Genomic DNA, 11,894 nt, shown 5'->3' on the forward strand with positions numbered 1-11,894 from the left:
ACTGATTCATCCGATTCAACTTCTTCTCGGACGGGCTCTCAATGAGAGGCTCCGTGTGGCGCTCATCAAATTTTCTTGAGCAGAAGACAATAGTGCAGCATCGAAAGAAAACTCTCCTTCAGATGAATAATACCAATCAACAAACATTCTTGCTCTCTGCGACATCCGATCAAATGTCGGCATTATACTTTCGCCAATTCGCTTGTCTGCTTCTGCCAGAAGGGCTTGCCGATTTTTCTCGATCTCGGTAATGGCTTCTATAGTAAACTGCTCCGCCAGCCTTTTAGGAACAAAGATTACTTGCTCTTTGCCGTCCTTCGTTGGAAGGCGGATGGCCGTCTGAGGTTCAGGGGGAGGTAATGTCTTCTCAGGCTTTTCGTCAAGTGGAGTGACCATGACTGCTGGACCTGCAGATTTAAAATCAATGGTATCCCTCTGCTTCTTTTCCAGAGAACTTTCTCTATTTAGAGATCCCGTTATATAAATTGTTGTAATCAAAAGCCCTATAACCAAGGCAGCCGCTTTGCCAATTCCCTTTACATTAGACCACAACTTTGCCCCGAAGTTCTGATTATCGTCTCCAGATCTCTCTGATTTCTGATTTTGACGACGCTCATTGCTATCTAGAAATGGCGTGGCATCGTTCTCGCGCGATTTGCTTGTCTCTGAAGTTGTTGCCAACGTGACAGGCATGTCTGTGTATCTCTTTTCCCCGTTTTGTGTTCCGTCGCCTGCGGTGCTTTTGTCATCGTTCTCCTCCAATTCGTCAGATCTTGCCATTATTCCCCACCCTAAAACTAGTAGTTTGAAAGCGAGAGTAGTTTGGCAATTCTCGCTCAGGTAGAGGCCGAACGGCTGCTATGCTTTTGAGTACCGTGGGGAGAAAAAACCCAGCCACATGGCTAATGGTAGCAGGCCGATCGACTCGACGGGAGCAACGCGCATAGCCCGCTTGGTGCTGGATGAGGCGGGCAGATGGGTGATCACTACCAGACCTCGGCGGCAATGACGATCAGCCCCACTAGACTGGCCGTGCTCAGCAAATTTTCGTGCATCATGTCCCGCCCGAGTCGGAAACTTCCACCGCTTCCACGTCGATAATCATATTTTTGACGGTTTCGACCTTCCGGCGCTGTCGTAAGCGCGCTTGCTGGCGGCATCCCCCGAGTCATTGAGCAGGCAGTGCATCTCTTGTCGGTATGGGATGGTTGCGATGCCCTTGATGGAGCGCCGCCTCTTCGCCGGGATGAGGGAGTGGACGCCCAATGTCTCGCGGCAGAAGCGATGATTGGGCTCGCGGTCGTATCTGGTATCCGCGATCACTTCGTCGAAGTCCATCACCGCAAGGCGTCAGTCGCCAGCGGGACCAGATCGGGAAATCAGAGAAGGACGCGAACAACTGGAGGATCAAGCGCACGGTCTATCAGCTTGCGTCCAGCGATTTGACGGGATGGCAGATCATTGAATGACAGCACAGCTTGTAATTTCTGAAATGCAGACCAGTGCTTCGTCCAAACCGATGCTAGTCTCCTACTATTGCGACAGCCAAAATGTTCACACGTGAACATTTTGGCTCCCCGCATCAGCGGGCCGGCATCCACCCGCACAGCCGAGCCCCTGTCAAATTATGCGCCAGCAGCTGCTCGCAGTTCCATCCGTGAGCGCGTCGGCCCGGCTGGTGTAGATCGGGCGGAAGGCGGCGCAGCCCCCCTCAGTCCCGGCTCCATTGGTCGCGCAGCCGCTCAGCAGCGCCAGCAGAATGCCGGCGCAGATCATCCTCAATCCCATGTCGCACCTCTGCGTTCCGGAGTGTTTGCGTCGTCGCCTCGAGGACGGCATCCTGCCGCCCTGCCCGGCGCTGAAGCGCGCCGAAGGTGGTGATCCCCGCCAGCACCGCGCCGGCGAGGATCAGGCCGGCTGCCGCTCGGCCCCAGCCCGTGGCGAGGAAGGCCAGCATCAGGCCGCCTTGCGCTGGTCATCCCAGCGCCGGTAGAGCATCACGGCCACCGCCGCCCCCAGCAGGGAGGCGACCGCCCAGCCATCGCCCCCGACGGCAGCGCCTGCAGCAGCTCCTTCATGGCGGTGGATACGTCGCGCGCCTGGTCCAGAAGGACGGCGACGCCGGCGAGACCCAACGCACCGCCGCCGCTGACGGCGCTGACCGACTTGGCCATCGGCTTCATCGCCGGCACCAGCTCGGCCACCCGACTGACCGGGTGGGCCTCGTCCGACAGAAATAGCGCCGTTTCGGCCGCCCGGCGCTTCACCAAGCCGGGCATCACCTTGCCGGCGCCCCGCGTCCATTTGGCGAACTCGACCGCCGCGCCGGCGGCGTCACCAACGTTCAGCTTTCGCAGCATGGTGGAGGGCTGGCCGCTCTTCAGGGTGACGAACCCGTCCTTGCCGGCGTCCTTGCCCTTGCCCCTTCCGGCCGGCGCCGACATTGAAGACGAAGGACACCAGTGCCCCGCGCTGGGCGTCGGTCAGCTCGACGGTGACGGCGCGATCGACCACCGCCGCCGCGGTGTCGAGGTCGGCCTGCAGCAGCTGCTCGGCCTGCGCCTTGGTAATGCGCATTCCGGGCTGGACGTTCGGGCCGGTGTGGCCGTAACCGATCGTCCAGGGAGCGCCGCCGGTGGCGGGGTCCGGATAGGCGGTGAGGCGCAGGCCTTCGGCCTCCTTCACCAGGTCGACGGCGGCTTGCGGGATAGCACGCATGGCGGAAACTCCTTCGCGCATGAAAAAGGCCGCCGGGCGCATGCCGGGCGGCTTGGTGGAGGTCAGCAGCGGGTGGCGTGTTAAGTTTCGGCGCCTCACATGAGGGTGAGAAAATCGACTTGCCCGGCCACCAGGACCGCGCCGATCGCGACGCCGGCGCCGGCGCCGGTCAGGAACTCGCCCCACTCGGTCGGCCTGGTGAGGCGCCAGGGCAGCGCCGGCAGCTGGGTGCCGGCGAGATAGGCCAGCACCATGGACAGGCCGCCCAGCGGCAGCCACATGGCCGCCGGATGATCCTGCGCCAGCGGCAGGGCAATCAGGTACAGCCGGGCAATGCCAACGGCTGCCAGATAGCCCAGCTTGTTCGGGAGGCTGATGCGGGCGGTCCAGCTGGCCGGGTAGTCCGCCGGCGTCTCCGTCAGGTTCTGCCCGGCCGAGTGCGGCAGCCAGGCCATTCCGACGAAGGCAAGCGCGCCGCATTGCGCTGCGGTGGTGGCCGCGGCGCGGTCCAGGGTAAGGCCGGCCAGCAGCAGATAGACGTCGGCCGTCACCGGCAGCGCCCAGAACAGCGCCCGGGCCCCGGTGGTGCCCAGCGTCTCGTGGTCTTGCCCGCGTTCCCGGAAGGCACAGGCGAGGAAGAGGGCAGACAGTGCCAGCTCGCGCCAATGCACCGCCAGCCAGCCGGTGAGCACCGGCCAGAGGGTGGAGACCATCGAGTCCTCCGGACATGAAAAAGGCGCCTCGCAGGCGCCGGATCGGTCAGGGTTGGAGTGTTGTCGCGGACTATTCGGGCCAGCCGGCCAACTCGTCCACGGCGGCTGGATCGGCGGCGGTCAGAGCTGCATCCTTCAGGTCACGGGCATGCTGAACCGTGGCGGAATAGGAGAGCGCCACCGCGGCGGCCAGGGCGATCCCATCGGCCGGGGTCGGCAGCGGCAGGCGGGTGTTGTCGATGGCGATCCAGCCTTGGGCATAGCTGTCCGGCCATGCAGGCAGCGCGCCCGACAGCACCAGCCCGGCCGTGGTCGCCATGCCTCCCAGGTCCGTGCGGCTGGCGTCGGACGTTGAAAAGCGCTTACCTGCATGCAGGGCGCCAAGCCCCAGCCGCCGATCCCGCTCCGCATCGATGGCACGCACCTTGGCAAAGCGGGCGGCCCCCGCTTCGTTGGCAAGTTCGGCAGACGAGAGGTCAACCAAGCGGTAAACCACCGTTACGGCGTCGCTGCCGACCGTCCAATCCTCCACCGGCCGCCACTCGGCGCGCTTGCCGGGCTCCAACGGCGGATCGTCAACCACCGGCAGCAGAGACCAGCCAGGGCACATGGCGGCCCAATCATCGGCGGACCAGAGTGACCAAGCGTCGGCCGGATGGTTGACCGCATCCTCAGCCTCCCCATACACAAAAGGCGCAGCAGCAGCATAAACCGCGATTACCGCCCCTTCGGACACTACAGCAACAGGGAACTGCATCACATTCTCCTTCGTCCAGGGCTATGCCGTAAAATTAAATACTTGGCGTTGATTGGAAGAAGTCCACGTAACGCCAGACCTTGCAAGTCTGGTTACCCATGTCGCGTTATCGTGACTGCACTCTACGGAAAACATATTTGGATCACCTCCCATCGGGCCGATTGTAATAGCTACCGCCGTAGCCTCAACGGGGGTGGTGGCGCCAAAGTCAATAGTGATCCAAGACGGTGTGCCATCGTGCCATTGACCTGAACTAGTACTCTTATCAAAAGCCACGTTCTTACTACTGAACAACTCATTTTTTGCCGTGATGCTTGATGCAGGTGCCGCAGTCTGTGGGTAAGATATCCCGTTCCCTATGTATTCAATTTCAGTGATATAGATACCGTCCATGGTCGTTTGAAGTGGAAACGACAGGCGGTAATATCGGTACAAATCGGCGCCGCTGCACATCATCAGGTCATCGATGCCAAGCATGGTCACGCTCCTTTGACGATGGAATAATAGAACTTACCGTCTGGGTAAACCTTCCCGACAGCGAAGTTCACCTTGCCGGGCGCTGTGTTTGCACTGGTGCCGCCGACATTGATGCAGTTGACGCCAAAGCTCATGGTCCGCCCGCCGGCACCGTCCTGGGTCCACTTGATGGACAGGGGCTGAACCCTACCCACAGCCGGCACATTCGTCGGGCTGGCGATGGTGGCCGCCGCACCCAGCGTGCCGCAATCGAACTCGTTGCCAAGCTGGCAGTTCGGGGTGAAAGCTCCACTGACATTTGCCAGAGTTACGACGTTCTGCTGGACGGCGGCGCTGAACTGGATCGAAGCGACAGTAACGCCAGAGCGAACAACCTGTAGCCAGTTGGCGCCAGCGGTCCCTGTGTCATTGAGAACGCCGAAGGACAGCACGCCGCCATCGACGTTGGCGTACCATTGATGGTTATTCAGGGCGGCGTCAGTTTCCCACCAGTAATAGGAAGGCCCAGCCCCCACAGCGGTGTAGGCAAGAGCCGCCAACGATCCGCCGGAGTCCCGCATTGCGAGTGTGTTTCCTACGGCGTTGGTTGAAGTCCAACTGCCGGTCAGGATGGTGCCAAGCGGATTGCCATCGGCGATGGTGGCACTGCCGGCCGCCGTTCCGGGGTACGGCTGTGAAGGGGCATTTACCGAGGTCCAGGTCCCTGCGCACATCACCCGGTAGGTCATGTTGGTGTAAGCAGGGCGCGAGACGAACACGTCGTAGACGAAGCGATTGCTGCCGCTCTGAACGAACTTCACGGCATTGCAGGCAGAATTGCCCAGGTAGGAGTACTGCCCGGCAACGTTCGGAAATGCGGCGTTTGTGTCCGCCAGCATGGTGGCCGTGATGAAGGTCACGCCGCCTGTGCTGGTCGGCTGGTCAATCGAGTAGGCATACCCCCCCGTCATCTCGATGAGCAGACGATCTGCCACCTGGGCAGTCCAGGTTCCCAGCTTGACCCAATCCGCCACGTTCAGAATCGGAAGGGAGAACCGGCGGCTGTAGTTCGTCGGATCCCAGGTCTGGGCGTTGGCCGCTGCCTGCTGGGCAGCCTGCCGGTCCAGCCCGGTCTGCTGCCGGTCGGCTGCGGTGGCCTGTCGGTCCTGCGCGGTTGCCTGGGCGGCTGCGTCGGCAGCAAGACGATCCTGGTGGACGGCATCCCGGTCGGTGGCAACCGCCTGCCGATCAGCCGCGGTTGCCTGGGCGTCCGCATCGGCTGCCAACCGATCCTGATGGACCGCCGTCTTATCCTGTGCCACCGCCTGCCGATCTGCACCGGTCGCCTGCCGGTCCTGCCCGGTGGCCTGCCGATCGGCAGGGCGCCCGGAGCCAGCCCTGTGAGGTCTGGATCTCGATCGCCTCGATGTCGGCGCGGAAGGGTCCGCCCTGGTAGGTGATGCGCACGGCGAAGTGACGATCCACCGGGCCGAGCTGAAGGCACAGCACGCCGTCCCATTCGGTCCGCATGGCCAGCCCCCGGACAGCAGAAGGCCCGCCGCGGCAGCTGCCGGGCGGGCCTTCGTTCACACGCAATTCGTCCCGCTCACCCTGTCAAGGAATTGACCTTTCGTCAAGGATTATATTCCCATGGCGCAGCCGGCGCGGTGAAGCCGGTCAGCACATGATCGCGCAGGCCCCAGCCACCGATCCGCTCCAGCAGCGCCGTCATGCCGGCATGCCAGCCGGCATAATCGGTGTTGGCCTCGACGATCTCGGCGTCGCTGTGGGCGGGCTCCAGCGGGCACCATTTCACCTGCACCTGCCGGCGCCCATCGCCGAAGGTGCGGAAGTGAAAGCCCCGCTCTTCCTGGACGATCCGGCGCTGCCCGCGGGCGTCGAACAGCGACTGGCCACGCAGCAGGTAGCGCTTGGCCAACTCGGACCGGGTCGGCACGAACTCCCACCGCTCGGCCGTGACATGCCGGTAGCGGCCGCGCGCTTCGCTCGGCCGCTTCACCGCCACCATGGGCGGCACCAGCGGCAGCCAGTCCGGCCGCGTGCCGGACCGGCCATGGAAGCGGACGAGACGCCGCTGCCATGGCTCCAGCCATCCCACTGCGTTGGCCACTGCCTCGGCATCCGGATGGACCTTCACAGCGATGCCGCGCACCGGCCCACTGCCGTCCACCCGGTCGCCGGTCTCATGACGGCGCAGCAGCTCGGCCACGCCGTCGCCGCTCACCCCTTGCGGTTCCCATCCATGATCGTTCGCCGCGGCCTCGATGTCGAACAGTCCGGACTGGACGCGGTCGGCCTGCTGGTCGCGCAGCGCCCAGGTCACCAGGGTTTCGAGGTCGAGGCGCCGGCAGGCGTCGCAACGGGCGAAGGCGATGGCCATGATGCGTCTCCGTGTCAGGCCACAGCCTGAATCGGGGGCAACGCGCCGGCGAACAGCATGGCGATGCCCACCACCAGGGTATCCACCGCCTCCATGGAAATCAGGCCGGGATCGATCCGGGCGGTATGCTGGAGGTAGCGCGCTTTTGCGTACAGGTCTTGGGCCGTCCGGATCTCGGAATTGGCAAGGACCTCCTCCAGGTTCCCGCGCAGCGCCTCGACGTGGTCGGCATCGCTGTGGCCCAGTGCTTCGTAGGCCAGGAAAACGGGCATCAGCGTGGAAGCGGTGGCGGGCATGGGGCAACCTCCGTCGGCGACCCGACGGCAGACATCCACCGGGGCTTTAGGACTGTTTGCCCAAAATGATTACCAATTCCTTGCAACTAACCCGTATTCGGAACTTTTCTTACGCTCGATGGGTTTGGTTTCGACGCTTGTTCGCCCTCCAACCCGCGATTCGCCGCACCACTGCGACGGCAACCACTCCGGGTCACGCCTACGATCATTCGGCCGCAAGGGCATGGGCGACCAGATCAGGTTCCTTCTCGATCACGCGCAGGTAGGACTCCACGGCGGCATCCGGTTCCCGGCGGCCCTGTTCCCATTCCTGAAGGGTGCGCAGCGGAATGCCGAAGCGTTCGGCAAACGCTTCCTGCGACAGCCCAGTCGAGCGGCGAACCCGCTTCGCCAGAGGCGGGCGCTTCATTGCGGCGAGTTGCTCGTCGCTGAACGTGTCACGATCGCTCATCGGGCTCCCCATCGGTCAGCTGTTGACCCTGAAGTAACGGTCGGTCTCACGCTTGTCGGCCGCCCGCACGGAAATGAAGCGCACCCCGTCCGCCCGCTCTGTGTAGGTCACGGCGTAGATCCTGCCGGCGACCATCCCCAGCGCGTTGAACCGTTCCTCGCCATAGTCCATGCGGTCGTCCAGAGCCTCGATCAGGTTGGGATCGCGCAGGACATCCGAACCGAAGGCCAAATCGAGCCCATGCTTGGCACGGTTGATCTCGTTCTTGGCCGGGTCGAAGGGCGTCTTCATGGCAGCAATTATACGGCGTTGACGGAGTTGGCGCAAGCCAAAGCTCCGTCAATGCCGTATGCCCATTTCCGAACAGCGAAGTCGATAGCGTTGGCCTGACGGACTGCGGGGAAGCTCTGGCACTGGTGAAGGCAGCATCACATCAGGCGGCGGAAGGAAGCGATGCGGTCGCGGCGCTGGGCCGTATAAACGCCCTGGGCGTAGATGCGCCACGACCCATTGACCTTGACCCCCACCACATTGCCCGCACCCCGGCCATTATCCAAGTTGCGGTAGTCGTTCCGCTGGAACGTGTGTTGATAGCCGTAGGCAGACAGCGTGCCGGTCATCGCGTGATGATCGGTGTTGCCGTCGGCACCCCTTATGTTGTGGTGGGCAACCTTGACTGTCTGGTTGGGGCCGGCGACGCAGCCAAAAGCGCAACCGCTCATTTCGGCGTTTATGAAGAACTCCGCCTGCCCGCCAAGAACGGCCGAGTAACCGAAATCCTCGTTCCATGGCAGGAAATACCCTGTTGCCGAACCAGACCCATCCCGAGTGATTTGGTAAGAGTGCCCGTCGGCTTTCCATCCACCGCCGAAAATACCCAGAGTCTTGGGGGCTTGATACTCCACAATCGTATCATGCATGGTAACGGTGAAATTTGACAGAGTGGCCGACCCCAAAGGCGACGGCGGGCACGTCCAATAGACTGTATTCTGACTGAAAAACCTGTCCGGATTTTGTTGGATCATCGTTAGAAATTCTTGGGCATCGATCTGCTCAGTCATTCGTATCTCCAACGATATCAAATTGCATTCGTACTATATTTCGGAAATGGATCCTCATCAAACTTATTCCCGCTTTAATTCGTGAGACGGGAGGTCGGAAGCTGGCAAAGACCGAACAACCGCCTCGTTGTGCAACTCCACCACATGCCGGACCACGTCGGCCCGCCGCCGGGTCCGGCGCCACCATCACCAGCAGGTAGCGGCGCACGCCGTCCAGCTCGACGGTGATGGCGCCTGGGTCGGCCGGGTCCGTGCTCCACGGCAGAGACAGCGCCGCCGCGAAGCGTGACTCGCGCGGCGGAGGCGGGACCGGCGCGGCCACCCCCTCCACCGGCCCGGCCGGCGCCGGCGTCACCGCCGGCACCTTCAGCGCCTCCACCTCCGCCCGTGTCACCGCCGGGTGGATCGTGCCGGCGTCCAGGGCCTGCTGGCGGGTGTCGTCCGGCAGGGTGGCGATGGCGTAGAGGGTGCTCATCGCTTCCGGCAGACGGTCCAGCGGCACCTGCCCCTCGTCGACGAAGGCGGCGATCTCGCGCAGCTTGCGGGCGGTGGAGGTGCTGAACGGAAGGTCGGTCGCCACCATTGCCTCGTACTCGCCATGGGGCAGAGCCGCCTTGGCTTCGTTCAGGCGGCGGCCGACGGCGATGGTCGCCTCCAGAGCGTTCGACCATTCGCGGCGGATGTCGGCGGCGAACTCGGCCCGCGTGGTCAGCGGACGCGGGGTGGCCAGCATCGACAGGCGGGCGTCGCCCAGGCTGCGGCGGGCGGGCGGCCTGGGATTGTGCTTGGGCCCGGAACCAGATCGGGACATGGGGTCAGCCCTCCATCGCGGCGGACAGGTGGAGCCAGAGGTCGCGGAACAGCGGGCCGGTGCGGGTGCCTGGGATCTCCGCGGTGCCCAGCCCGGCGATGAAGCTGCGCGGCACCTCCTGGAGCTGCGGGATCTCCACCGGCGCCACCGCCCCCATGGCGGAGACGATGGCGCGGGCGTCGGCGGTCTCGCGCAGGCGCGGGACGACCTGGCTCAGCAGCAGACGCAGCGGCCGGCGCCGGGCGCGCAGGTAGGGCAGCATCGCCTGCATGCTGACCAGATCCTCCGGGCCGGGGCGGACGGGCACCAGCACCAGATCGGCGCAGTCGAACAGCAGGGCGGTCGCCTGGGGGAAATTCTCCACCGCGGTCGGGGTGTCGATCACCAGCAGGTCGAGGCCGTGCGGAGTCGGCCGCTCCGTCACCGCGCCCAGCGGGCGCTGTTCGTGGAGGATCGGGGCGGCGTCGGCCGGGCGCAGGCCGTGCCAGTGGGTCAGCGAGCCTTGCGGGTCGGTGTCGAGCGTGCCCACCCGCCGGCCGGCGACGGCGGCCGCGACGGCCAGATTGCGGACGGTGGCGGTCTTCGGACCGCCGCCCTTCCCCTGGACCACCAGGATCGTCCTCATGCCCGGTCCCCCTGCCCGGCCCGGCCCGCCTGGGCGGCGATGGTCTGGCGGATGAGTGTCGCCTCGCGTTCCAGGATTTCGGCGATGGTGTCGAGCGGGGAGTTGATCGCCTCGGTCGCGGCCTTCAGCGCCTTCAGGGCGTCGCTGTGAGCCTTGATGGCGTGCATCAGGCGGAAGCCCTCCTGCCGCAGTTCGGGCGGCAGGGCGCGCAGATGGGCAAGGGCGAGGTCCCATGCTCTCCTCGCGCGTCCGGGCGGGCGGCGGGGGCAGAGCGGCGGGCTCATCCGGCCGGGCGGCGGACAGCGAGGCGATGTCGATCCGCTCGCCCCGGCGCAGACGGTCGAGCGCCCGGTCCGTCAGGGCGGAGCGCGCCCGTTGCTCCTCCTCCTGCCCGATCCGGCGGGCGCGGCGGTCGATGGCATCGAGGTCGGCGCGGGTGAGGACCGGCGCCAGGGCGGGATGAGCGGCCCCGCCGGTCACGGCATCGAACAGCTCGACGATCTGGATGGTGACGGTGATGGCGCGTTCGGTCTCGGCCTTGGTGCAGAGATAGACGGCCTGCTTCTTCGTCAGCCAGAACTCGGTGGCGGGGCGACCTCGTCCGTGATTTTGCCGCACGGTGCGGCAAATTCCGCCAAGCCGCTCCAGAGCGTCGCGGTGCCGCTCGATCAGTTGGCGGATATCGCGGGGTCTTCCGAAGCCCAGCGCCTCGGCCAAGCGCAGATCCAGAATGCGTGGCTCGCCGTTGATGGCGATATCGATGTCGGTCGGTGATAAGGCGGGCATGATCTGCCCATTGTCGCCCATGCTTTCCATGGCGAAGCCCTCCAAGTCGGCGTTGCCGGCGACAGGAAGGCTTCTGAGGACCGCCCTGGTGCCGGGGGTTCAGAACCTGACTTGGACAGGCCGGACTATTCCCCTTGCGGGTGTTGTATTATCCGACCCCCGGCGAAGGGGCATGCTACGGACAGAGTCCGGGCATGAAAAGGGCCGCATCGCGAAAAACGCGCGGGCGGCCTGCCGCCAAGTGGAGGTTCTGAGGCTCCGGGGGGAAGGGTCGCTCCGTTGGGGGTGGGACGTCAAGGGGACATTCAATGATCTACACAGGCACGTGGAACTCGCTAATTCTAGATGCGCAAAATCACATTAATTATCCCACCAATGCAAATTACGAAACACTTCGATCATGCTTTGAACAAGTCAACAAATTTATACTCTCTTACCCCCGTCTTTATAGTTAAATGAGATCTAAACATCTTGAAAAACCTTCGTTTGGCATCTTGTATCTTTGTAGGAACTCTCGGAACCTCTGTGCAAACAATCAAACCTGCGATTTTATTGGAAATTTTATTATCGTTCCATAACTTAGCTGTTTCTTCAATTTGATGCAAAGCATGTTCAACATTCCCTCTCTTTAGTTCAATTATTAAGTCACCCACCTCATTTTTTCGAAGCACGAAATCAGCGCGCCTACCTTCCTTAACAACGCACCCATCAACTTGTATAAGCACATAATCAAGATTGTCTTCGTTTATAAACTTAGCTTTAATTCCCTTATCCTCCACAGTAATGATAGACTCGGAATGAATTGACATGCACTCGCAC

The 11,894-nt window shown here is 63.1% G+C and carries 20 protein-coding genes; 1 reads left to right on the forward strand and 19 read right to left on the reverse strand.

Translation table 11 applies throughout. The annotated features are described in order from the left end of the window. Positions 1-15: 15 nt before the first annotated feature. From F1643_RS07575 to F1643_RS22540, 18 genes are all read right to left on the reverse strand, one after another. Complete coding sequence (locus F1643_RS07575; RefSeq protein ID WP_194912344.1) at positions 16-780, reverse strand: hypothetical protein; 765 nt, start codon at positions 778-780, stop codon at positions 16-18. A 321-nt stretch (positions 781-1,101) separates the two neighbouring features. Continuing rightward, a complete protein-coding gene (locus tag F1643_RS07580; RefSeq protein ID WP_194912346.1) occupies positions 1,102-1,341 on the reverse strand; it encodes a hypothetical protein in 240 nt (79 codons plus the stop codon). A gap of 370 nt (positions 1,342-1,711) precedes the next feature. Continuing rightward, the gene (locus F1643_RS07585; protein ID WP_194912347.1) at positions 1,712-1,957 is read right to left on the reverse strand and encodes a hypothetical protein; all 246 of its coding nucleotides are present in this window, start codon (positions 1,955-1,957) and stop codon (positions 1,712-1,714) included. Between the two features lie 40 nt (positions 1,958-1,997). Continuing rightward, positions 1,998-2,360: a hypothetical protein gene (locus F1643_RS24565; RefSeq protein ID WP_194912348.1), complete on the reverse strand. Its 363-nt coding sequence runs from the start codon at positions 2,358-2,360 to the stop codon at positions 1,998-2,000. Continuing rightward, complete coding sequence (locus tag F1643_RS21665; RefSeq protein WP_194912349.1) at positions 2,335-2,718, reverse strand: lysozyme; 384 nt, start codon at positions 2,716-2,718, stop codon at positions 2,335-2,337. Before F1643_RS21665 ends, F1643_RS24565 begins: the two co-directional genes overlap by 26 nt. A gap of 95 nt (positions 2,719-2,813) precedes the next feature. Continuing rightward, entirely contained in the window at positions 2,814-3,431 is a 618-nt protein-coding gene (locus F1643_RS07600; RefSeq protein WP_194912350.1) for a hypothetical protein, read from the reverse strand. A 70-nt stretch (positions 3,432-3,501) separates the two neighbouring features. Continuing rightward, complete coding sequence (locus F1643_RS07605) at positions 3,502-4,188, reverse strand: DUF4376 domain-containing protein (protein ID WP_194912352.1); 687 nt, start codon at positions 4,186-4,188, stop codon at positions 3,502-3,504. Between the two features lie 21 nt (positions 4,189-4,209). After that, positions 4,210-4,665, reverse strand: coding sequence for a discoidin domain-containing protein (locus F1643_RS07610; RefSeq protein WP_194912354.1), 456 nt, complete (start codon positions 4,663-4,665; stop codon positions 4,210-4,212). A gap of 2 nt (positions 4,666-4,667) precedes the next feature. Next, a complete protein-coding gene (locus F1643_RS07615) occupies positions 4,668-5,966 on the reverse strand; it encodes a hypothetical protein (protein WP_194912356.1) in 1,299 nt (432 codons plus the stop codon). Next, complete coding sequence (locus tag F1643_RS07620; protein WP_194912359.1) at positions 5,953-6,174, reverse strand: hypothetical protein; 222 nt, start codon at positions 6,172-6,174, stop codon at positions 5,953-5,955. The genes F1643_RS07615 and F1643_RS07620 overlap by 14 nt, the downstream gene beginning before the upstream one ends. Positions 6,175-6,277: 103 nt before the next feature. Then, positions 6,278-7,045, reverse strand: a complete 768-nt coding sequence (locus F1643_RS07625; protein WP_194912361.1) for a hypothetical protein — start codon at positions 7,043-7,045, stop codon at positions 6,278-6,280. Between the two features lie 14 nt (positions 7,046-7,059). Beyond that, positions 7,060-7,341 (reverse strand): hypothetical protein, encoded by a 282-nt coding sequence (locus tag F1643_RS07630; RefSeq protein ID WP_149224543.1) that lies wholly within the window; start codon positions 7,339-7,341, stop codon positions 7,060-7,062. Between the two features lie 205 nt (positions 7,342-7,546). Next, positions 7,547-7,792, reverse strand: a complete 246-nt coding sequence (locus F1643_RS07635; RefSeq protein ID WP_194912362.1) for a DNA-binding transcriptional regulator — start codon at positions 7,790-7,792, stop codon at positions 7,547-7,549. A gap of 15 nt (positions 7,793-7,807) precedes the next feature. After that, a complete protein-coding gene (locus F1643_RS07640) occupies positions 7,808-8,083 on the reverse strand; it encodes a BrnT family toxin (RefSeq protein ID WP_194912364.1) in 276 nt (91 codons plus the stop codon). A gap of 137 nt (positions 8,084-8,220) precedes the next feature. After that, a complete protein-coding gene (locus F1643_RS07645; RefSeq protein ID WP_149224546.1) occupies positions 8,221-8,853 on the reverse strand; it encodes a hypothetical protein in 633 nt (210 codons plus the stop codon). Continuing rightward, positions 8,846-9,664 (reverse strand): DUF3102 domain-containing protein, encoded by an 819-nt coding sequence (locus tag F1643_RS07650; protein ID WP_194912365.1) that lies wholly within the window; start codon positions 9,662-9,664, stop codon positions 8,846-8,848. Before F1643_RS07650 ends, F1643_RS07645 begins: the two co-directional genes overlap by 8 nt. 4 nt (positions 9,665-9,668) lie before the next feature. Beyond that, on the reverse strand, positions 9,669-10,289 hold the full coding sequence (locus F1643_RS07655; RefSeq protein ID WP_194912366.1) for an AAA family ATPase: 621 nt from the start codon (positions 10,287-10,289) through the stop codon (positions 9,669-9,671). Beyond that, entirely contained in the window at positions 10,286-10,573 is a 288-nt protein-coding gene (locus F1643_RS22540) for a hypothetical protein (RefSeq protein ID WP_255542513.1), read from the reverse strand. Before F1643_RS22540 ends, F1643_RS07655 begins: the two co-directional genes overlap by 4 nt. 91 nt (positions 10,574-10,664) lie before the next feature. Between F1643_RS22540 and F1643_RS22545 the strand changes: the two genes are divergently transcribed. Then, entirely contained in the window at positions 10,665-11,063 is a 399-nt protein-coding gene (locus F1643_RS22545; protein WP_255542514.1) for a hypothetical protein, read from the forward strand. Positions 11,064-11,473: 410 nt separating this feature from the next. Here F1643_RS22545 and F1643_RS07665 read toward each other — a convergent pair whose 3' ends face one another. Continuing rightward, on the reverse strand, positions 11,474-11,884 hold the full coding sequence (locus F1643_RS07665; RefSeq protein WP_194912367.1) for a hypothetical protein: 411 nt from the start codon (positions 11,882-11,884) through the stop codon (positions 11,474-11,476). Positions 11,885-11,894 lie beyond the last annotated feature (10 nt).

Source organism: Azospirillum sp. INR13, from assembly GCF_015390205.1.
Lineage (GTDB): Bacteria > Pseudomonadota > Alphaproteobacteria > Azospirillales > Azospirillaceae > Azospirillum.

Coding starts and splice junctions, on each gene's coding strand:
- F1643_RS07575 (WP_194912344.1), bottom strand. CDS start 780: ATGGCAAGATCTGACGAATTGGAGGAGAACGATGACAAAAGCACCGCA.
- F1643_RS07585 (WP_194912347.1), bottom strand. CDS start 1,957: ATGCTGGCCTTCCTCGCCACGGGCTGGGGCCGAGCGGCAGCCGGCCTG.
- F1643_RS24565 (WP_194912348.1), bottom strand. CDS start 2,360: ATGCTGCGAAAGCTGAACGTTGGTGACGCCGCCGGCGCGGCGGTCGAG.
- F1643_RS21665 (WP_194912349.1), bottom strand. CDS start 2,718: ATGCGTGCTATCCCGCAAGCCGCCGTCGACCTGGTGAAGGAGGCCGAA.
- F1643_RS07600 (WP_194912350.1), bottom strand. CDS start 3,431: ATGGTCTCCACCCTCTGGCCGGTGCTCACCGGCTGGCTGGCGGTGCAT.
- F1643_RS07605 (WP_194912352.1), bottom strand. CDS start 4,188: ATGCAGTTCCCTGTTGCTGTAGTGTCCGAAGGGGCGGTAATCGCGGTT.
- F1643_RS07610 (WP_194912354.1), bottom strand. CDS start 4,665: ATGCTTGGCATCGATGACCTGATGATGTGCAGCGGCGCCGATTTGTAC.
- F1643_RS07620 (WP_194912359.1), bottom strand. CDS start 6,174: ATGCGGACCGAATGGGACGGCGTGCTGTGCCTTCAGCTCGGCCCGGTG.
- F1643_RS07625 (WP_194912361.1), bottom strand. CDS start 7,045: ATGGCCATCGCCTTCGCCCGTTGCGACGCCTGCCGGCGCCTCGACCTC.
- F1643_RS07630 (WP_149224543.1), bottom strand. CDS start 7,341: ATGCCCGCCACCGCTTCCACGCTGATGCCCGTTTTCCTGGCCTACGAA.
- F1643_RS07635 (WP_194912362.1), bottom strand. CDS start 7,792: ATGAGCGATCGTGACACGTTCAGCGACGAGCAACTCGCCGCAATGAAG.
- F1643_RS07640 (WP_194912364.1), bottom strand. CDS start 8,083: ATGAAGACGCCCTTCGACCCGGCCAAGAACGAGATCAACCGTGCCAAG.
- F1643_RS07645 (WP_149224546.1), bottom strand. CDS start 8,853: ATGACTGAGCAGATCGATGCCCAAGAATTTCTAACGATGATCCAACAA.
- F1643_RS07650 (WP_194912365.1), bottom strand. CDS start 9,664: ATGTCCCGATCTGGTTCCGGGCCCAAGCACAATCCCAGGCCGCCCGCC.
- F1643_RS07655 (WP_194912366.1), bottom strand. CDS start 10,289: ATGAGGACGATCCTGGTGGTCCAGGGGAAGGGCGGCGGTCCGAAGACC.
- F1643_RS22540 (WP_255542513.1), bottom strand. CDS start 10,573: ATGAGCCCGCCGCTCTGCCCCCGCCGCCCGCCCGGACGCGCGAGGAGA.
- F1643_RS07665 (WP_194912367.1), bottom strand. CDS start 11,884: ATGTCAATTCATTCCGAGTCTATCATTACTGTGGAGGATAAGGGAATT.